This window comes from Microbacterium bovistercoris (genome assembly GCF_003387575.1).
Classification (GTDB): domain Bacteria; phylum Actinomycetota; class Actinomycetes; order Actinomycetales; family Microbacteriaceae; genus Microbacterium; species Microbacterium bovistercoris.
The window spans coordinates 128,195-148,242 of sequence record NZ_QUAB01000039.1; the positions used below are offsets into that span (position 1 = coordinate 128,195).

Below are 20,048 nucleotides of genomic sequence, written 5' to 3' on the forward strand. Positions count from 1 at the left end.
AGGAGGACGGATGGCGGAGCCGACTGCCGCGCGCGAGTCGCAGCGCGCATGGCGCGTCGTGCTGGAGCGCATCGAGCGCGACCTCATGGAGGGCCGACTCGGCCCGGGGGACAGGCTGCCCTCCGAGCGCGACCTCTCCGCCGACCTCGGCGTCGGGCGCTCCAGCGTGCGCGAGGCGCTGCGCGTGCTGGAGGTCATGGGTCTCATCCGAACTGCGACGGGCTCGGGGCCTCAGGCAGGCGCGATCGTCATCGCCACCCCCGCCGGGGGATTGCAGCAGCTGCTGCGCCTGCAGGTCGCCGCGCAGGGCTTTCCTGTCGCCGACGTCGTGCAGACCCGGCTCGTGCTCGAGGGAGCCGTTGCAGCCTCCCTCGCGACATCCGGTGCTCCCGACCTCGCCGACGCGCACGCCCTGCTGGATGCGATGGACGGCGCGGGACTGTCGGCGCCCGAGTTCCTCGCTCTCGACGCGCAGCTGCATCTCGCCCTCGCGGAGGCATCCGGCAACTCCGTCATCGCGGCGATGATGGCCGGACTGCGTACGGCGATCGAGTCGTACGTCCGCGAAGGTTCCGCGCGCATCGAGGACTGGGCTGCCATGGCCGAGCGTCTGCGCGCCGAGCACCGCGTCCTCGTCGCGACGATCGAGGAGGGCGACGCCGAGCGCGCCCGGGACCTCGTCGTCGCTCACATCACCGGCTACTACGTCGCGGCCGGGCTCGTGCCCGATCCCGCAGTCTGAAGGAGAACACCATGGTCCAGCGACAGCTGCCCAAGCCCGCCGAGCTCTTCGAGCTGATGCAGTTCAAGAAGCCCGAACTCGACGGTCGCAAGCGGCGCCTCGACGCGGCGCTCACCATCTACGATCTGCGAACGATCGCCAAGCGCCGCACCCCGAAGGCGGCGTTCGACTACACCGACGGCGCAGCCGAGGGCGAGCTGTCGCTCGCACGTGCACGCCAGGCCTTCGAGGACGTGGAGTTCCATCCCGGCATCCTCAAGCCCGCGCCGACCGTCGACACCAGCGTCGAGATCCTGGGCGGCCCCAGCGCGCTGCCGTTCGGCATCGCGCCCACCGGCTTCACCCGCCTGATGCAGACCGAGGGCGAGGTCGCCGGCGCCGGCGCGGCTGCAGCCGCAGGCATCCCGTTCACCCTCTCCACGCTCGGCACGACCTCGATCGAGGGAGTGAAGGCTGCGAACCCGCACGGTCGGAACTGGTTCCAGCTCTACGTCATGCGCGACCGTGAGATCTCGTACGAGCTCACCCGCCGCGCGGCCGCAGCCGGGTTCGACACCCTGCACTTCACGGTCGACACCCCGGTCGCCGGTGCCCGCCTGCGTGACAAGCGCAACGGGTTCAGCATTCCGCCGCAGCTGACGCTCGGCACGATCGTGAACGCGATCCCCCGGCCGTGGTGGTGGTACGACTTCCTCACCACTCCGAAGCTCGAGTTCGCCTCGCTCAGCACCACAGGAGGCACCGTCGGAGAGCTGCTGGATGCCGCGATGGATCCGACCATCAGCTACGCCGACCTCGACGTGATCCGCGACCTCTGGCCCGGCAAGATCGTCGTCAAGGGTGTGCAGAACGTCGAGGACTCCGTGCGGCTGAAGGATGCGGGTGTCGACGGCATCGTGCTCTCGAACCACGGCGGCCGCCAGCTCGACCGCGCGCCGATCCCGTTCCACCTGCTGCCGCAGGTGCGCAAGGCGGTGGGGGACGACTTCACGGTCATGATCGACACGGGCATCATGAACGGGGCCGACATCGTGGCATCCGTCGCGCTGGGTGCCGACTTCACGCTGATCGGACGGGCGTACCTCTACGGGCTGATGGCCGGAGGCCGCCAGGGCGTCGACCGGACGATCGCCATCCTGCGCACCGAGATCGAGCGCACGATGCGCCTGCTGGGCGTCTCGTCACTCGCGGAGCTCGAGCCCGCGCACGTGACGCAGCTGACCCGGATGGTGCCGCTCGGGGAGAGCATCCTCGTTCGTTGAGGCGCCCTTCGTCTCGCTTCGCTCGCTCAGGACCCGCGGGGCGGGACGCTCAACGGCTAGTCAGGGCAGTCAGCAGCTCGTCGAGTTTGTCGGCGGTGTCCTCCCAGCCGTCCACGGCGATGCAGGGCACGCCGATCGCGAGCACGGGGTAGTCGTTGCCGCCCTCGTCCAGACGGTCGCCGTAGAAGAGCATGTCGGTGAGCGGGATGCCGGTGAGCTCGGCGAGCTGTCGCATGCCGTAGGCCTTGTCGATGCCGGCGCGGGTGATGTCGATCGACGTGGACCCGCCGGAGCGCACCTCCAAGCCGGGCAGGCGAGCGGCGACCGCGTCACGAAGGGCGGCGCGCTTCGCGCCGTCCTGGTCCCAGGCGACCTTCGCCTCGCGCGGTGCGCGCTGCCCGAGCGCCGAGAAGGTGATCTGCGAACCGCGGTCCTCGAGGATGTCGCCCCAGGGATCAGGCGCCCAGAGGCCGAGACGCTCGGCTTCCTCGCGGAGCGCCTCCAGCGCGGCATCCCGCTCGTCGGACGTCAGGTCGTGCGCGTACAGCGGAGCGAAGTCCTTGCCGTCGTGGCGGAGATAACGGGTGCCGCAGGTGGGCAGCAGGTGCAGACGAGCGAGGTCCTCGGCCTCGGTTTCGCCGAGCTGTGCGATCACCTGACTGCGGAACTGCTCCTCGTTGCCGCCGGAGATGATGGCGACCTCGACGCGGTGCATGAGTGCACGCAGCAGATCGGCGATGCGAGGATCGATCGCGCCCTTCGAGGGGGCAAGCGTGTCGTCGAGGTCGAACGCGACAAGGCGGGGCGCAGTCATCCCTCCAGCTTAGACGAGCCGTGCTGCCGGGATCTGTGCAGGGCTCGTGCGGTGAGGGTGATGCCGGCCCCGACGGTCGCGCCGAGCGTGTTCAGCGCGAGGTCACTGAGTGTCGCCGAGCGATGCGAGAGAGCGAGGCCCTGAACGATCTCGATGACTGCTGAGAAGGCCGGGCCGGCCAGCAGCGCCAGGGGCCAGAGTCGGAGCGGGACGATCAGGGCCGCGAGCACGCCGACCGGGATGAAGACCAGCACATTCGCGATCTTCTCGAGCGCGGTGAAGCCCAGCCAGCTCCAGCCGAGGGTGTTCCGGCCGAGGTCCAGCACGTGATCGAGGAAGACGGGGAAGCGGTCCTGCAACGGCTGCGGGGAGATGGTCAGCACGAGCAGGATCACGAGGAACGGGATGCCGATGACGAGGGCTGTCGTGACGGATCGGCGGGGCATGTTCCGAAGGTATCGCGGGGAGCGGCGAAGGGGCTGGGACGGCGCTGCTGCTTCGCGGCATCGCCTGCGAGGCATGTCACGACGGGGTGCGTCCCCACGGCGCCCTCCACGCGCCGCTCGCAGGCGGGAATGTCGCGTTGTGCGGGGAAGCGGCGCGCGGAGCCTCCTGCGCCGCGGGGCCCCGCCTGTCACGCCGGCTCAGCACGCAAAAGGGACCAGCCTCCGGCTGGTCCCTTTTGCGTGCTGGTCGGGGTGACAGGATTTGAACCTGCGACCTCGTCGTCCCGAACGACGCGCGCTACCAAACTGCGCCACACCCCGTTTTTGCAACTGTTCGAGTCTACATGGAACCGGCGCTGTTACCGAATCGAGGGCGCCGCCACGAGCGTCAGCAGCGAGGCCTCCGGGCGGCAGGCGAAGCGCACCGGTGCGTAGATCGACGTGCCGCAGCCCGCGCTGACGTTCAGCGGCACTGAACGGCCGCCGTGCGACCACGTGCTCAAGCCTTTCGCCTGTTTCAGCGGGATGTCGCAGTTCGCGACGATCGTGCCGTATCCGGGCAGGCAGACCTGCCCGCCATGCGTGTGCCCCGCGATGAGCATGTCGGCGCCGAGATCGATGAACTCGTTGAGCACGCGCTGATACGGCGCGTGCGCGACCCCGAGCACGGGTGCGCCCGCGTCCCGGGGACCGAGAGCGGCGATCCGCTCGGGCAGGTCCGCCAGTCGGTCCCACCCGCGATGCGGGTCGTCGACGCCGAAGAAGTCGACGCTGCGACCCGCGACCGTGAGGCGCGCGGCGGTGTTGTTCAGGTCGGTCCAGCCCAGTTCCTCGGTGAAGTAGGCATCCATCGCCGCGGTGTCCAGGCTCGGCACCGCGGTGTGGTGCTTCGAGGGACCCATGAAGTACTTGAACGGATTGCGCGGCGCGGGAGCCTGCACGTCGTTCGAGCCGTGCACGAAGACGCCGGGGATGCCGGCCAGCGGCGCGAACGCGCGCCGGATGCCGGCCAGACCGTCGACATGACCGAGGTTGTCGCCGGTGTTCACAACCAGGTCGGGCTCGAGCGAAGCGAGCGATGCGAGCCACTGCTGCTTGCGCTGCTGCCAGGGCGCCATGTGCGCGTCGGACAGGTGCAGCACGCGGATCGGTGCGGATCCGGGGGAGAGCACCGGAACCGTTGCGGTGCGCACCGTGAACAGGTAGCGCTCGATCCCGATGCCCCAGGTGGCGGCCGCGACGCCGACGGCCCCCACCGCGCCGAGCGCGATGAGGGCCGGGTGGATGTCACGAGAGGTCAACGGCCGTTGCCGTTCTCACACTCCAGCTTGATCCGCTGGTCGGCTTGAGCGATCGTCCCGGCCGGCGGATCGGTCTCGGACACCTGCGAGCTGGGCTGGCACCTGCCGCCCCAGTCGATGTTCGAGAATCCGGCGCCGTTGAGTTGGATGATCGCCTCCGCAGCGGACTTCCCGGTCACGTCGGGTACCGGGATGCCGGTCACCGCCTGCTTACCGGTGCTCGGCGAGATCGTCACGGTCGTGCCGGCCGCGACCTGCCCCGCTCCCGGGGCCTGAGCGGCCACGATGCCTGCGGGCTGGTTGCTGTCCACGGCCGGTCCCACGCTCACCTGGAACCCGGCGTCCTCCAGCGTCTTCGTCGCGGCGTCGACGGTCATGCCGACCACGTTCGGCAGGTCCTTGACCACCTTGCGGGTGAGGTTCTTGTCCGGGCTCGGGAACGCGTCCCCGCCGTAGATGTCGTTCGCGGCGCCCTGGATCGCCTTCGCCATCGGGTAACGGATGTTGTTCAGCTGGATGCCCTTGTACGACTTCCTGCTCAGCCGCTCGTCACCGGTGACGTTTCCGACCCAGACCGCGGTCGCCACGCGCGTGCTCGACTCGACGAGCATGGTGTGCGCCTTCTCGGCGGTACCGGTCTTGCCGATCAGCTGGACGCCGTTGCGGGGGTTGGCGCGGCCACCCGTGCCGCCGTCCATCACACCACGCAGGGCGTGGGCGGCGGTCGCCGCGACCTCGGGCGAGATCACCTGCGTGCAGGACTGCTTCGGCGGAGCGATCTCCTTGCCGTCCTGGCCGATGACCTTGTCGATCACGCGGGGCTCGCAGTACTTGCCCTTGTTGGCGACGGTCGCGTACGCGCCGGCGATCTGGAGCGGTGCGATGTTCTTCGAACCGAGCACCGAGGGGAACGGGTCGTTCGCACCGGGGTTGTACTTGTTGTCCTGCACGGTGACGTCGTGCATGCTGCCGAGGTGCACGCCCATCCGCTTCGCCACCTCGTTGATGTCGCACAGGTTCAGCTGCTTCGCCATCGCGAGGAATCCGGAGTTCAGCGACGCTGCGGTGAACCGCATCACACTGCCGGTGTAGCCGCGGTTGCCGCCGGAGTTTCCGATGGCCCTGTCGGACTGGCGGGGCAGTGTGTAATTGCCGCCACAGCCATCGCGCTTGTACGTTCCGAAGACGGCGCCGGTGGTGCCGTCGAGCACCTCGTTGACGGAGTGGCCCTTCTCGAGCCAGTCGATCAGCGTGAAGAGCTTGTAGGTCGAACCGACCTGGAAGCCGATACCGCCGCCGTGCTTGCTGTCGGCGGCGAACACCTGGGAGGACTGGCCCTTGGCCAGGGAGGCATCCGCCGACTCGCTGAAGGAGGTGTTCTGCGCCATCGCGAGGACGCGCCCGGTGGTGGCCTCGACGGACACGCCGGCGCCGCCGAGGGCGATGCCGGCCATCGTCGCGGGCACGCGGTCGTGCACAGCCTTGATGGCGGGACCCTGCAGGCGCATGTCCAGCGTCGTGTACACCGACATTCCGCCGCGCTTCAGGTTCGCTTCGCGCTCTTCCTTCGTGGCGCCGAACGCGGGGTCGCTCTTGAGCACGCTCTGCACGTACTTGCAGAAGTAGGCGTTGTCGCCGGCGGTCGAGCAGCCCTGCGAGGTGTTCGACAGCTGGGGCGTGACCGGCGTGGCCTTGGCCTCGTCGTACTGCGCCTTCGTGATCTGGCCGTTCCTGTACATCTGGCCGAGCACGTAGTCACGACGGTCCTTCGTCGTCGCGTAGCCGTCGGCCTCGCTGTTCTGCCCGACCTCCTGGCCGTCGACCGTCTTGGTCCAGGTTCCGCCCGGCCGGTCGATGCGCAGCAGGTTGGGCTCCTGCACCATGCCGGCGAGGGTCGCGGCCTGAACCAGGGTGACCTTCGACGCGGAGGTGCTGAAGTAGCGCTGCGCTGCGGCCTCGATGCCGTAGGTGGTGCCGCCGAAGTTCGACACGTTCAGGTACCCGAGCAGGATGTCGTTCTTCGAGTAGTCCTTCTCGACCTGGAGGGCGTAGCGCATCTCCTGCAGCTTGCGCTGGATGCCCGCGGAGCCCTTCGCCTGCGCCGCATCCATGAAGCACTGCTGCATCTTGTCTTCGTAGTGATCGTCCTCGGGCGGGACATCCTGCTCGCACTGCTGGATGAGCACGTTCTTCACGTACTGCTGGGTGATCGTCGACGCACCGCGCGACGAGGTGTCGGTGACGTTCTCGACCGCCGCCTTCACCGTCTGCAGCAGGTTCACGCCGCCATGGGAATAGAAGTTCTTGTCCTCGCTGGACAGCACCGCGTCGACCAGGGTCGGCGAGAGCTGGCTGAACGTGATCGGAGTGCGGTTCTGCTCGTAGAACGTGGCGAGCTTGAACGGCTTGCCGTTCGTGTCGTTCGCGTAGATGGTCGTCGGAGCCATCGGCTCGGACGGCTTCAGGTAGCTCGGCAGCTCGTCGAAAAGGGTCAGCGCCTGCGAGCCGGTGTACCCGGCCATGGCGATCGCAGGGGTGACCGTCGCGGTGACCAGGAGCCCGGCGACCGCGCTCAGGCCCACCAGGCCGAGCAGTCCTCCGAGCACACCCTTCACCGTGCGTTTCGTTTGGGGCATACGCTTGATGGTAGGGGAGTTCCCTGAACGAAAGCCCGAACGCCAGGCCCTTCTCGGCCTGCTGACGCACAGGAGTGCCATGACCACGTGGGAGTATCTGACCACCCCGCTGCTGATCCACAACACGGCGGCGATCCTCAACAACTGGGGCAAGCAGGGCTGGGAACTCGTGCAGGTCGTCACCGGCCCCGAGGGCGGACTCGTCGCCTACTTCAAGCGCCCCGTCCAGGAGTCTGGCGCGCAGAACGCCGGCCTCGCCGCTGCGGCCGAGGCCGCCCGCCAGTTCGAAGGGAACTGATCCGATGAGCACGACCGCACGTCTGGCCGAGCTCGGCATCGAGCTGCCCGCCGTCGCCGCACCCGTCGCCGCCTATGTGCCCGCCACCGTGCACGGGGACGTCGTCTACACCTCCGGTCAGCTGCCGTTCGAGAGCGGTGCGCTGCCCGCCACCGGCAAGGTCGGCGCCGGCGTCGAGGCGGAGGACGCCAAGGGCTATGCGCGCATCTGCGCGCTGAACGCTCTCGCCGCCGCCGCGGATGCCGCAGGCGGCGTCGACCGGATCGTCGGCGTGCTCCGGCTCGGCGCCTTCGTGGCATCCGACCCGTCCTTCACCGGTCAGCCCGCCGTCGCGAACGGAGCCAGCGAGGTGCTCGGCGAGATCTTCGGCGACGCGGGCAAGCACGTCCGCGCCGCCGTGGGCGTGCCAGTGCTGCCGCTGGACTCCCCGGTCGAGGTCGAGGTCGCGTTCCTGCTCGGCTGAATCTGCGCCGTAGACGCTTCGACAGGCTCAGCGACCCAGTGCTCGGTCCCTGAGCCTGTCGAAGGGTCGTCTTACTTGACCTGCGCCGAGATGATGCTCATCACCGCGGTGTCGGCGAGGGTCGTCGTGTCGCCGACCTCACGGCCTTCGGCGACATCGCGCAGCAGGCGGCGCATGATCTTGCCGGACCGGGTCTTCGGCAGCTCGCCCACGATGTAGACATCGCGCGGGCGGGCGATCGGACCGATCTGCTCACCGACCCAGGTGCGCAGCTGGGTCGCCAGCCCCTCAGGGGTGTGCTCGGCAAGGAAGCTCTCCTTGAGGATGACGAACGCCACGACAGCCTGACCGGTGGTCTCGTCGGACGCGCCGACGACCGCGGCCTCGGCGGTCGCCTCGTGCGCGACCAGCGACGACTCGATCTCGGCCGTGGAGAGACGGTGGCCCGAGACGTTCATCACGTCGTCGACGCGGCCCAGCAGCCACAGGTCGCCGTCCTCGTCGAGTCGGGCGCCGTCGCCGGCGAAGTAGAAGCCCTGCTCCTCGAACTTCTCCCAGTAGGTCTCCTTGAACCGCTCGGGGTCGCCCCACACTCCGCGCAGCATCGCGGGCCAGGGCTTCGTGATCGCGAGCAGCCCGCCGTTGCCGGACTCGACCTCGTTGCCCTGCTCGTCGACCACGTCGATCGAGATGCCGGGCAGCGGCACCTGGGCGGAGCCCGGCTTCGCGGCGGTGATGCCGGGCAGCGGCGAGACCATGATCCCGCCGGTCTCGGTCTGCCACCACGTGTCGACGATCGGGGCCTGCCCGCCGCCGATGACCTCGCGGTACCACATCCACGCCTCGGGGTTGATGGGCTCGCCCACCGAGCCGAGCAGGCGCAGGGTGGACAGATCGAACTGGTTCGGTACCTGGCGGCCGATCTTCATGAACGAGCGGATCGCGGTGGGGGCGGTGTACAGGATGGTGACGCCGTACTTCTGGATCAGCTCCCACCAGCGGCCGGGGTGCGGCGCATCCGGCGTGCCCTCGTACATCAGCTGCGTCGCGCCGTTGGCGAGCGGGCCGTAAGTGACGTAGGAGTGTCCGGTGATCCAGCCGATGTCGGCCGTGCACCAGTAGACGTCGGTCTCGGGGTGCAGGTCGAAGACGTACTTGTGGGTGTACGCGGCCTGCGTCAGATAGCCACCCGAGGTGTGCAGGATGCCCTTCGGCTTGCCCGTCGTACCCGAGGTGTAGAGGATGAACAGCGGGTTCTCGGATCCGAACGCCTGCGCCTCGTGCTCGGCGGATGCCGCGGGCACGACATCGTGCCACCAGATGTCGCGGCCCTCGGTCCACTCCACGTCGTTGCCGCCGCGCTTCACGACGAGCACATGCTCGACGGTCTGCTGCTCGCCTTCACCGTTGCGGTCGGCCAGCGACTGGTCGACGGCGGGCTTGAGCGCCGACACCCTGCCCTTGCGGTAGCCGCCGTCGGCGGTGATGACCACCTTCGCACCGGCGTCGTCGATGCGCGATCGCAGGCTGTCGGCGCTGAAGCCGCCGAAGACGACGGAGTGGATCGCGCCGAGGCGGGCGACCGCGAGCATCGAGATCACGGCCTCCGGGATCATCGGGAGGTAGATTGCGACGCGGTCGCCCTGGCCGACGCCGAGGTCCGCCAGGACGTTCGCGGTGCGCTTGACCTCATCGGTGAGCTCGGCATAGGTGATGCTGCGGGAGTCTCCCGGCTCGCCCTCCCAGTGGATGGCGACGCGGTCGCCGATGCCGGCCTCGACGTGCCGGTCCAGGCAGTTGTAGGCGACGTTCAGCTCACCGTCGCCGAACCACTTCGCGAACGGCGGGTTCGTCCAGTCCAGCACCTCGGTGAAGGGCTTGTGCCAGTGCAGCAGTTCGCGCGACTGGTCGGCCCAGAATCCCTCGCGGTCGGCGGCCGCACGCTCGTAGAGAGCGGGGTCGTCGATGGACTGTGCGACGAACTCGGGCGAGGGCGGGAACTGCCGAGACTCGTTGAGAAGATGATCGATCTGGCTGCTCATGGCGCTCGCTCCTTTGCGCGGATGGTGGGGTCGTGCAGGGACACGACCGTGACACGGCGAATCTATCCTCGGCACCCGACACGGCCTACTGCCGAAAGTCGGTATTGCGCCCGGGTTTTGTGAGGGCACCTACCTTGCGTACACTCTTGCTCAGCCGAAATCGTATTCCGGCTTCAGCGCGCCCGATACCCCCGATTCAGCGGCGCGCTCTGGGCGGCATCTCATTCCCCCCGTGAGATGCCGCCCTCCATTTTGGGAGCGCTCCCGCATATCCGCGGCAGAAGCCCTCCACAGTCGAGCCTCGCCGCCTCTTCTGCACAGGACGCGGGTTTGAGTCGTTGGAGCGTCCGCCGGCGCTTCTAACGTCGTCGGCATGACCGATCCGTTCGTGCTCCGCCCCCGCCGTGCAGCGGCGGCATCCGGCGCTCCGGCCTCGCCGTTGCAGGTCGATCCGGCCTTCGGCGCACTCGCCGAGCACTGCGCGGACGAGCGGGTCACCGACATCTTCGTCAACGGCGCGAGCGGACTCTTCGTCGACCGAGGGCACGGCGCCGAGCGGGTTCCCGAATGGCGGGCATCCGAGCGCGAGGTGCGCGACCTCGCTGTGGCGCTGGTGGGCCTCGGCGGCAGGCACCTCGACGACAGGGCGCCCTGCGTCGATGTGCGCCTCGACTCCGGCATCCGGGTGCACGCGGTGCTGGCGCCGGTGTCGACGTCGGGAACCGCGCTCTCGATCCGCGTGCCGCGGGTGCGCGCCGCCGACCTCGGCGCGCTGGCCGCGCTCGGCGCCTTCGACGCCGCACAGCACGCGTGGCTGCGCACCCTCGTCGCGGAGCGTGCCAACGTGCTCATCACCGGCGGGACCGGAACGGGGAAGACGACCCTCCTCTCCGCGATGCTGGCCGCGGTGCCGGAGGCCGAGCGCATCGTCACCATCGAGGACGTCGCGGAGCTGCGTCCTCCGCATCCGCACCACGTCGCGCTCGAGGCCAGGCAGGCGAATCTCGAGGGCGCCGGCCGGATCACGCTCGCGATGCTCGTGCGCGAGTCGTTGCGGATGCGGCCGGACCGGCTCGTCGTGGGGGAGTGCCGCGGCGAAGAGGTGCGCGATCTGCTCACGGCGTTGAACACCGGGCACGACGGTGGCGCAGGCACGCTGCATGCCAGCGGACTCGCCGACGTGCCTGCCCGGCTGGAGGCGCTCGGCGCGCTGGCCGGGATGGATGCGCCGGCGCTGGCGCGCCAGGTCGTGAGTGCCTTCACCGTCGTGGTGCATCTCGCCCGCCGCCCCGACGGCACCAGGCGGGTCGTGCAGACGGGCCGCTTCATGCTCGACGGCGAGCGACTCGGCATCGATGAGGTGCAGCCGTGGTGAGGTCTTCGCGGCGTCGCGGCACGGAGGATGCCGGAGTCGAGGCCGCACAGGCGGCCGCGGCCGTGCGCACGCTCGCCGTGCTGCTGCAGGCGGGCGCCCGGCCGATGACGGCGTGGCGCCATCTCGCCGAGTCCGGCGACGGCCACGCCGAGCGGGTGATCGCGCGCTGCGACGAGGGCGGCGAGCTCGTCACGGAGATCGCCGCGGAGGGCGGGGCGTGGGCGGATGTCGCCGCCGCCTGGGAGATCGCGACGACCGTCGGTGCCCCGCTCGCGGAGGTGCTCCGGTCCCTCTCCGAGTCCCTGCAGGATGCGGCCACGGCGGCCGACGACGTGCGGATCGCGCTTGCCGAGCCGACCGGCACCGCCCGGCTGCTGCTGTGGCTGCCGTTCGCCGGACTGCTTCTCGGGCTCGCGCTCGGCTTCGACACGATCGGAGTGCTGATGACGAACCCGTTCGGCGCGGGATGCGTGATCGCAGGTGTGCTCCTCGTGCTCGCTGCGCGAGGGTGGACGGCGGCGCTCGTGCGGCGCGCTCAGCCGTCCGCCGGCACACCGGGGATGCACGCCGAACTGATGTCCGTCGCTCTCGCCGGCGGCGCGGCGATCCCGCGGGCGCTGCAGTTGGTGGAACGCAGCCCCGCGTCGCTCGGCGACGACGCCGACCGCACCGCTTCCGTGCTCGAGCTTTCGCGCTCCGCCGGAGTACCCGCCGGCGAGCTCCTGCGGGCGTCCGCCGCGCAGCAGCGCCAGGAGGCCAGGGTGCAGGGGCGGCTGCGCGCCGCGCGGCTCTCGTCCCGGCTGCTCCTCCCACTGGGTGCGTGCACCCTGCCGGCGTTCCTGCTGCTCGGCGTCGCCCCGCTCATGCTCAGCGTGCTCACCTCGACGCCGCTGCCGATCTGAACGTCCGGGCGCAACGGGCGTCCGCCGAGAGGAAGAAGAAGGAAATGACCGAGAACCCGATCCCCGATCTGACCAGGGGCAGAGCCGCGTCGCTGTTCACCGACGAGTCCGGCGCGGCGACCGCGGAGTACGCGATCACCACGATGGCGGCTGTGGCCTTCGCCGGATTGCTCGTCGTCATCATGCGCTCGGACGAGGTGCGCGGGATCCTCACCGATCTCGTGCGTCGGGCACTCACGGTGTCGTGATGCGATCGCGCGGGCGGCGGATGCCGGACGAGCACGGCTCTGTCGCGGCGGAACTCGCCGTGGCCGTTCCCGCCGTGCTCCTGGTGCTGATGCTGGGCGTCGGCGCACTCTCAGCCGCCGCCCGCCAGGTCGCCCTGCAGGATGCCACAGCCGACGCTGCACGGCTGCTCGGCCGCGGGGAGAGCGAAGGCCGGGCGTTCGGCGCTGTCAGCGGCGCCGTCGACGGTGCCGCCGCGGCATCCGAGCAGCGCGGGGACCTGATCTGCGTCACGGCGACCGCGGCCCTCGCGATCGGACGGGTCGTCTCGGTGCCGCTGCGGGCGTCGAGCTGCGCGCTGAGCGGCGGGCTCTGAGGGGAGGAAACCCATGGCTGGAACAGCTTTCGCGACCGGAGTGCTCGCCGTCACGGCGACGCTCGCTCTCGGCCTGGCCGCAGTGGGCGGAGCATCCGTCACCGCACAGCGGGTGGCGAGCGCGGCGGACGCCGCCGCGCTTGCCGCCGCCGACACGGCATCCGGCGCGGTGCCCTCCGCCGACGATCCCTGCGTCGTCGCCGAACGGGTGGCTGCGGCCTCCGGCGCATCCGTCACGGAATGCTCCGTCGAGGGGCTGGTGGCGACCGTGCAGGTCCAGGCGGCGTACGCTGGTCTCGCCGCCGTCTCCCGGGCCCGAGCAGGGCCACCCGACGGGACGTGACTGCGGAACTCCCCTCATCGACGCTGTGTTCACGACACGAACGCGGTGTGTATGGTGTGCTTCGAAGAAAGGACGCACCCTTGGCTGAAGGCAAGAAGCTCGTCATCGTCGAGTCTCCGACGAAGATGCGGTCTATTCAGGGGTACCTCGGCGACGGCTACGAGGTGCTCAGCTCGGTGGGTCACATCCGCGACCTCGCCGACAAGAAGGACATCCCCGCTGCCGACAAGCAGGCGTACGGCAAGTACTCGATCGATGTCGAGCACGGCTTCGACCCGTACTACGTCGTCTCGGATCGCAAGACGAAGACCGTCGCCGAGCTCAAGCGCGCGCTGAAGTCCGCCGACGAGCTCCTGCTCGCCACTGATGAGGACCGCGAGGGCGAGGCCATCGCGTGGCACCTTCTCGAGACGCTCAAGCCCAAGGTGCCCGTCAAGCGGATGGTCTTCCACGAGATCACCAAGGACGCCATCCAGGAGGCCGTCGGCAAGACGCGCGAGCTCGATCTCGCGCTCGTCGACGCGCAGGAGACCCGACGCATCCTCGACCGCCTCTACGGCTGGGACGTGTCTCCGGTGCTCTGGTACAAGGTCAAGACGGGCCTGTCCGCCGGCCGCGTGCAGTCCGCCGCCACCCGCATGATCGTCGACCGGGAGCGTGAGCGCATGGCGTTCACTTCGGCCGAGTACTGGGATGTCGAGTCGACCGCATTCGTTTCGGTCCCTGAGCGAGCGCAGCGAGACGAAGGGTTCCGCGTGCGCCTGGTGCGCGTCGACGGCGGCCAGCTCGCCCGCGGCACCGACTTCGACGACGCCGGAAAGCTGAAGAAGGCCGTCGTCGTCCTCAGCGAGAAGCAGGCGGCCGAGATCGCCGCCGCCGTGGATGCCGCGGCGCGCGCGACCGTCACCAAGGTCGAGGCCAAGCCCGGCACCCGCAGCCCCTACGCCCCGTTCACCACCTCCACCATGCAGCAGGAGGCCGGACGCAAGCTCTCGATGAGCGCGAAGCAGGCGATGAGCACCGCCCAGCGCCTGTACGAGAAGGGCTACATCACTTACATGCGCACCGACTCGACGGCGCTGAGCACGCAGGCCGTCCAGGCCGCGCGCAACCAGGCCGTCGCGCTCTACGGCGACGCCGCCGTGCCGCTCAAGCCGCGCGTGTACAAGTCCAAGAGCAAGAATGCGCAGGAGGCGCACGAGGCCATCCGTCCGTCGGGTGAGACCTTCCGCACTCCGGCTTCCGTCTCCTCGCAGCTGGACCGCGACGAGCAGCGCCTGTACGACCTGATCTGGAAGCGCACCGTCGCCAGCCAGATGTCCGACGCGAAGTACGAGACCACCACGGTCACGCTCGCGGCGGATGCTGCAGGCAAGCGCGTCGAGTTCACCGCCTCCGGCACGGTCTACACCTTCAAGGGCTTCCTGGAGGCCTATGAGGAGGGACGCGACGAGAAGCGCAACTCCCAGGACGCCGCGGAGAACCAGTCGCTGCCGGCCGTCGCCGTCGGCGACGAGCTCGGCATGGCCGAGTCCGAGGCCAAGGGGCACCGCACCAGCCCCAAGCCTCGCTACACCGAGGCATCCCTCGTCAAGGCCCTCGAGGAGCACGGCATCGGCCGCCCCTCGACGTTCGCCAGCATCATCGGCACCGTCATTGACCGCGGCTACGCGACCAAGCGCGGGCAGGCGCTCGTGCCCACCTGGATGGCGTTCAGCGTGGTGCGGCTGCTCGAGCAGCACTTCGCCGAGCTGATCGACTACGACTTCACGGCCGCGCTGGAGGACGACCTCGACGCGATCGCCCGCGGCGAGCAGAAGCGGGCCGAGTGGCTGAACTCGTTCTACTTCGGTTCGAACGAGCATGTCGGTCTGCGCCAGATCGTCGACAACCTCGGAGAGATCGACGCCCGCGCGCTGAACTCCACGCCGATCGCCGAGAATGTGACGCTGCGGTTCGGCAAGTACGGTCCCTATCTCGAGGTCGTCGACCCGGCGAACCCCGAGGCGAAGCCGCGCATCGTGAACGTGCCGGAGGACCTGGCACCCGACGAGCTCACCGCAGCCAAGGCGCAGGAGCTCGTCGATGCCCCGGTCGCCGGCGATCGTGTGCTGGGCGAGAACCCCGAGAACGGCAAGATCATCGTCGTCAAGGACGGCCGGTTCGGTCCCTATGTGCAGGAGAACGATCCTGTCGCCGAGGATGCCGCCGTCGACGAGACCACCGGCGAAGTCGTCGACGACGCGAAGCCGAAGAAGAAGGCCAAGAAGGAGGCTGCGCCGAAGCCGCGCACCGGGTCGCTGTTCCGCTCGATGGCCGTCGACACGATCGACCTCGACACCGCGCTGAAGCTGCTGAGCCTGCCCCGGGTGGTCGGCGCCGATCCCGAGTCCGGTGAGGAGATCACCGCGCAGAACGGCCGGTACGGCCCGTACCTGAAGAAGGGCGCCGACTCCCGGTCCCTCGAGAACGAGCAGCAGATCTTCGACATCACCCTCGACGAGGCACTGGCGATCTACGCGCAGCCGAAGTACGGCGCTGGTTCGCGCCGGGCGTCCAGTGCGATCGCCGAGTTCGAGGCCGACCCGGTCAGCGGCAAGCCGATCCGCATCCGCGACGGCCGGTTCGGCCCGTACGTCACCGATGGCGAGACGAACGTGACGATCCCGCGCGGTCAGCAGCCGAGCGACATCACCTTCGAGGTCGCCGTGCAGATGCTCGCCGACAAGCGCGCCAAGGGGCCGGCTCCGAAGCGCGGCGCGAAGAAGGCTCCTGCGAAGAAAGCGCCCGCCAAGAAGCCTGCGGCCAAGAAAGCTCCCGCGAAGTCAGAGGCTGAGAAGGCCGCAGCCCGCTCGGCGGCGGCGAAGAAGGCTGCGGCGACGCGTGCGGCCAACGCGGCGAAGAAGAACTCGTGACCTCAGGGCTATGGATCACGTTCGAGGGCGGTGACGGCTCGGGGAAGACCACGCAGTCCGAGCTGCTCTCGACCTGGCTCGGCTCGGGCGGGCGCAGCGTGCGGCATACCCGTGAACCGGGAGGTTCCGAGGTAGGTCGGTTGATTCGCGACATCGTGCTGCATCACCGCGGCGACATCGCCCCACGGGCTGAAGCGCTGCTGTACGCGGCCGACCGTGCGCACCACGTGGCGACGGTCGTCCGGCCGGCGCTGGCACGTGGTGAGGTCGTCATCCAGGACCGGTACCTCGACTCGTCCGTCGCGTACCAGGGAGCGGGCCGCGTTCTCGACGGCGCCGAGGTGCGCGACCTGTCGCTGTGGGCGACCGAGGGAGCGCTGCCCGATCTGACGGTGCTGCTCGACCTCGATCCCGCGGCGGCCCGCCTGCGCCTTGACGCCGACGACAAGCCCTTCGACCGCCTGGAGACCGAGAAGGAGGAGTTCCACACCCGCGTGCGCGAGGCGTATCTCGCACTGGCGGATGCGGAGCCCGAGCGCTTCCTCGTCGTCGACGCGGCGCTTCCCGCGCACGAGATCGCCGCCCAGATCCGCGACCGCGTGGAGCCCCTGCTCTGACAGCCGGGCGCCGCTGCTCTCGGTTCGCGCTGCAGTTCTCGGCTTCCGATCTGGGTAGCGCTACTGTTCCGTGCTCGCGCGGCGCGTATTTGCGTGGCGCGAGCGGGATTGTGTAGCGCGAGGGGGCTTGCCCGTCGGGGGCGGCGGGAACCTGTGCGGGGCGGGAACCTGTGCGGGGCGGGAACCTGTGCGGGGTGCCCGTCTGCTCGCGCTGCAGTTCTCGGTTCGCGCTGCAGTTCTTGGCTTCCCATCTGGGTCGCGCTACTGTTCGGTGCTCGCGCGGCGCGTATTCGCGTAGCGCGAGCGGGATTGTGTAGCGCGAGCGTACTCGGGCCGCTCTGACGGGCGGGCGTCGTACCCTCCGATTAGGCTGGAGCCCATGACCTCCACGACGCTCGCCCCGTTCCCGTGGACGGACGTCTGGGGGCAGGATGCCGCCGTCGAGACGCTGCGTCAGGCCGCATCCGATCCTGCCGCGCTCTCGCATGCCTGGCTGCTCACCGGACCGCCCGGATCCGGGCGCTCCACCCTCGCGTACGCCTTCGCCGCCGCGCTCATCGCGGACGGCCCCGACGACGAGAACACGATGCGCCAGGTGCTCGCCGGCACGCATCCCGACGTCACCGTGCTGCGCACCGAGAAGGTGCTCATCACGATCAAGGAGGCGCGCGAGCTCGTCGCCCGCTCGTACTTCGCGCCGTCCGCCGGGCGCTATCGCGTGATCGTCGTCGAGGACGCCGATCGCATGGTCGAACGCACCTCGAACGTGCTGCTGAAGGCGCTCGAAGAGCCGCCGGAGCAGACGGTCTGGGTGCTCTGTGCGCCCAGCGAGGCCGACCTGCTGCCCACCATCCGCTCCCGCGTACGGGCGCTGCGCCTGCGCGAACCGGATGCGGCCGACGTCGCACGCCTGATCACCGAGCGCACCGGCGTGGACGAGCTCATCGCCGAGCAGGCGGCCCGCCACGCCCAACGGCACATCGGCATGGCGCAGCGCCTCGCCACCGACGAGGCGGCACGACGCCGCCGCGACGAGACGCTGCGGGCGGTGCTCGGCGTGCGCGGTGTGCGCGACGCGGTCGATGTCGCCGGCCGTGTCATCCAGGCCGCCACCGACGACGCCAAGGCGCTCACGGCCGAGCGGGATGCTGCAGAGCGCGCCGCGCTGCTGCGCACCGTCGGCATCGCCGAGGGGCAGGCCGTGCCGCCTGCGCTGCGCACCCAGATCTCCGCTCTCGAGGACGACCAGAAGAAGCGGGCCACGCGCAGCCTGCGCGACGGTATCGACCGGGTGCTCACCGATCTGCAGTCGATGTTCCGCGACGTCATCATGCTGCAGTACGGACGCGGCGACGACCTCATCAATCGCGAACTCGAGGGCGAGCTGCGCGCCGTCGCCGAGTCGTGGCCGATCGAGCGCACGCTGATCGTGCTCGACCACCTGGCCGACACCCGCGAGTCGCTGGAGCGCAACGTCGCCCCGCTGCTCGCACTGGAGAGCCTTCTCGTGACAGTCGCGAGTGGAAGGACACCGTGAACAACCGAACGACCTCCCGGCTGCGCCGGATCGCCGCCGTCGTGGCCGGCACCGCCGCCGCGGCACTCATGCTGAGCGGATGCCTGTACTCGATGATCCCCGAGGAGTCCGCCCCGGCGGCCTCGAAGGCGCCCGACACCTCCGGCGTCTCCGAGGACCTGCTGCCGTTCTACGGACAGGAGATCGACTGGAGCGACTGCGGCCCGTCGTTCGACTGCGCCGACATCACGGCACCGCTGGACTGGGAGAACCCGGGCGCCGGAGAGATCGAGCTCGCGGTCGTGCGGCACCGCGCCGGCGGCACCGCGAAGGGTTCGCTGCTGCTGAACCCCGGCGGGCCCGGCGCGAGCGGCAAGGGCTTCGTGCGGGACAGCCTGGACTACGCCGTGGGTCCCGACCTCATCGAGTCCTTCGATGTGATCGGTTTCGATCCGCGCGGAGTGGGCGAGTCGACGGCGGTGACCTGCTACGACGCCGAGCAGATGGACCAGTACCTGTACGGCATCCCGAAGTCGCCCCGAAACACACCGGCGTGGGAGGCGGAGCTGGACGTGCGCAACAAGAAGTTCGGTGCCGCCTGCGATGAGAACTCGGGCGGCATCCTGCCGTTCGTCACGACCGTCAACTCGGCCCGCGACATGGACCTGCTCCGGGCTGTGCTGGGCGACACCGAGCTCAACTACCTGGGCTACTCCTACGGCACGTTCCTCGGCGCCACCTACGCGAAGCTCTACCCGGAACGGGCCACGCACCTCGTGCTGGACGGCGCCATCGACCCGTCGGTGCCGGGCCTCGAGGTCGGCACCACCCAGGCGCTCGGATTCGAATCGGCGCTCACCGCCTACCTCGAGGACTGCGTCTCCGGCAGCGAGTGCCCGTTCAACGGCACCGTCGACGAAGCACGAGCCGACCTCTCGGCCTTGCTGGCCGCCGTCGACCGCAACCCGCTGAAGGGCGGCGACGGACGTCTCATGGGCGCCGACACCATGCTCACCGGCATCATCCAGGCGCTCTACTCCCAGGACTACTGGGAGTTTCTCAGCCAGGCGCTCAGCGGTGCGCTGCAGGGCGACCCCACGCAGCTGTTCTTCCTCGCCGACGCATACAACGGTCGACTCGAAGACGGTACGTACGAGGACAACCAGACCGAGGCGTTCAACGCCTACAACTGCATGGACTACCCGGTCGAGACAGACCCCGCCGCAGAGGCGGCCGCGCGCTTGAAGATCGAGAAGGGCGCACCGACCTTCGCGCCCTACTGGAACGCCCCCGACCCCTGCCTGCAGTGGCCCTACCCGGCTACCGGAGCGCGAGAGAAGATCGCTGCGCCGGGCTCGGGACCGATCCTCGTGGTCGGGACGACCAACGACCCTGCGACGCCCTACGAGTGGTCGGTGTCGCTCGCCGACCAGCTCGAGCACGGCGTGCTGATCACCCGAGTGGGCGAGGGGCACACCGGCTACAACAAGGGGAATTCCTGCGTCGACGACGCGGTGGAGTCGTTCCTCCTCGATGACACGGTGCCCGAGGACGGACTGCGCTGCGGCTGATTTCGCAGTGACGCCGCGGGCAGGGTAAGATCGTTGATCGTGCCGCGGTTCGCGGCGCAGGCCACCTTAGCTCAGGGGTAGAGCAGTTCCCTCGTAAAGAACAGGTCGTCAGTTCAAATCTGACAGGTGGCTCAGCAGAAGGCCCGGGATGCAGCATCCCGGGCCTTCGTCGTACCGGCCGCGCCGCCCCGGCGTAGGCTCTGA

The 20,048-nt window shown here is 69.5% G+C and carries 18 protein-coding genes and 2 tRNA genes; 14 read left to right on the top strand and 6 right to left on the bottom strand.

The window, feature by feature from the left end:
* The first annotated feature begins 10 nt into the window (after positions 1-10).
* Positions 11-742, top strand: coding sequence for a FadR/GntR family transcriptional regulator (locus tag DY023_RS08180; protein ID WP_116241842.1), 732 nt, complete (start codon positions 11-13; stop codon positions 740-742).
* A gap of 11 nt (positions 743-753) precedes the next feature.
* The gene (locus tag DY023_RS08185; protein WP_116241843.1) at positions 754-2,004 is read left to right on the top strand and encodes an alpha-hydroxy acid oxidase; all 1,251 of its coding nucleotides are present in this window, start codon (positions 754-756) and stop codon (positions 2,002-2,004) included.
* A gap of 49 nt (positions 2,005-2,053) precedes the next feature.
* Here DY023_RS08185 and DY023_RS08190 read toward each other — a convergent pair whose 3' ends face one another.
* The 5 genes from DY023_RS08190 to DY023_RS08210 all read right to left on the bottom strand — a co-directional run bounded on the left by DY023_RS08190 (position 2,054) and on the right by DY023_RS08210 (position 7,201).
* A complete protein-coding gene (locus tag DY023_RS08190; protein ID WP_116241844.1) occupies positions 2,054-2,818 on the bottom strand; it encodes an HAD-IIB family hydrolase in 765 nt (254 codons plus the stop codon).
* Complete coding sequence (locus tag DY023_RS08195; protein ID WP_181905772.1) at positions 2,815-3,264, bottom strand: VanZ family protein; 450 nt, start codon at positions 3,262-3,264, stop codon at positions 2,815-2,817. Before DY023_RS08195 ends, DY023_RS08190 begins: the two co-directional genes overlap by 4 nt.
* 244 nt (positions 3,265-3,508) lie before the next feature.
* Positions 3,509-3,585: transfer RNA gene (locus tag DY023_RS08200), tRNA-Pro, on the bottom strand.
* 38 nt (positions 3,586-3,623) lie between these two features.
* Positions 3,624-4,565 carry a metallophosphoesterase gene (locus DY023_RS08205; protein WP_181905773.1) on the bottom strand — a complete coding sequence of 314 codons (942 nt, stop codon included), beginning with the start codon at positions 4,563-4,565 and terminating at the stop codon, positions 3,624-3,626.
* On the bottom strand, positions 4,562-7,201 hold the full coding sequence (locus DY023_RS08210; RefSeq protein ID WP_116241846.1) for a transglycosylase domain-containing protein: 2,640 nt from the start codon (positions 7,199-7,201) through the stop codon (positions 4,562-4,564). Before DY023_RS08210 ends, DY023_RS08205 begins: the two co-directional genes overlap by 4 nt.
* Positions 7,202-7,280: 79 nt before the next feature.
* Here DY023_RS08210 and sp36 point away from each other — a divergent pair, with 79 nt between their 5' ends.
* On the top strand, positions 7,281-7,499 hold the full coding sequence (sp36, locus tag DY023_RS08215) for a Sp36 family protein (RefSeq protein WP_116241847.1): 219 nt from the start codon (positions 7,281-7,283) through the stop codon (positions 7,497-7,499).
* A gap of 4 nt (positions 7,500-7,503) precedes the next feature.
* On the top strand, positions 7,504-7,962 hold the full coding sequence (locus tag DY023_RS08220) for a RidA family protein (protein ID WP_116241848.1): 459 nt from the start codon (positions 7,504-7,506) through the stop codon (positions 7,960-7,962).
* Positions 7,963-8,033: 71 nt separating this feature from the next.
* Here the strand turns inward: DY023_RS08220 and acs are convergent, their stop codons facing one another.
* A complete protein-coding gene (acs, locus tag DY023_RS08225) occupies positions 8,034-10,004 on the bottom strand; it encodes an acetate--CoA ligase (RefSeq protein WP_116241849.1) in 1,971 nt (656 codons plus the stop codon).
* A 373-nt stretch (positions 10,005-10,377) separates the two neighbouring features.
* Between acs and DY023_RS08230 the strand changes: the two genes are divergently transcribed.
* The 10 genes from DY023_RS08230 to DY023_RS08275 all read left to right on the top strand — a co-directional run bounded on the left by DY023_RS08230 (position 10,378) and on the right by DY023_RS08275 (position 19,976).
* Positions 10,378-11,379 carry a TadA family conjugal transfer-associated ATPase gene (locus DY023_RS08230; protein ID WP_116241850.1) on the top strand — a complete coding sequence of 334 codons (1,002 nt, stop codon included), beginning with the start codon at positions 10,378-10,380 and terminating at the stop codon, positions 11,377-11,379.
* Positions 11,373-12,281 carry a type II secretion system F family protein gene (locus tag DY023_RS08235; protein WP_245958631.1) on the top strand — a complete coding sequence of 303 codons (909 nt, stop codon included), beginning with the start codon at positions 11,373-11,375 and terminating at the stop codon, positions 12,279-12,281. Before DY023_RS08230 ends, DY023_RS08235 begins: the two co-directional genes overlap by 7 nt.
* 44 nt (positions 12,282-12,325) lie before the next feature.
* Positions 12,326-12,529, top strand: a complete 204-nt coding sequence (locus DY023_RS08240) for a DUF4244 domain-containing protein (RefSeq protein ID WP_116241851.1) — start codon at positions 12,326-12,328, stop codon at positions 12,527-12,529.
* Positions 12,529-12,882 carry a TadE family type IV pilus minor pilin gene (locus DY023_RS08245; RefSeq protein ID WP_116241852.1) on the top strand — a complete coding sequence of 118 codons (354 nt, stop codon included), beginning with the start codon at positions 12,529-12,531 and terminating at the stop codon, positions 12,880-12,882. Before DY023_RS08240 ends, DY023_RS08245 begins: the two co-directional genes overlap by 1 nt.
* Before the next feature lie 13 nt (positions 12,883-12,895).
* Positions 12,896-13,225, top strand: coding sequence for an Rv3654c family TadE-like protein (locus DY023_RS08250; RefSeq protein WP_116241853.1), 330 nt, complete (start codon positions 12,896-12,898; stop codon positions 13,223-13,225).
* An 80-nt stretch (positions 13,226-13,305) separates the two neighbouring features.
* Entirely contained in the window at positions 13,306-16,140 is a 2,835-nt protein-coding gene (gene topA / locus DY023_RS08255; protein WP_116241854.1) for a type I DNA topoisomerase, read from the top strand.
* Entirely contained in the window at positions 16,137-16,757 is a 621-nt protein-coding gene (gene tmk, locus DY023_RS08260; protein ID WP_116241855.1) for a dTMP kinase, read from the top strand. Before topA ends, tmk begins: the two co-directional genes overlap by 4 nt.
* A gap of 379 nt (positions 16,758-17,136) precedes the next feature.
* Positions 17,137-18,294 carry a DNA polymerase III subunit delta' gene (locus DY023_RS08265; protein ID WP_116241856.1) on the top strand — a complete coding sequence of 386 codons (1,158 nt, stop codon included), beginning with the start codon at positions 17,137-17,139 and terminating at the stop codon, positions 18,292-18,294.
* On the top strand, positions 18,291-19,844 hold the full coding sequence (locus DY023_RS08270) for an alpha/beta hydrolase (RefSeq protein ID WP_425453441.1): 1,554 nt from the start codon (positions 18,291-18,293) through the stop codon (positions 19,842-19,844). Before DY023_RS08265 ends, DY023_RS08270 begins: the two co-directional genes overlap by 4 nt.
* Positions 19,845-19,904: 60 nt before the next feature.
* Positions 19,905-19,976, top strand: a tRNA-Thr gene (locus DY023_RS08275).
* Positions 19,977-20,048: the final 72 nt, after the last annotated feature.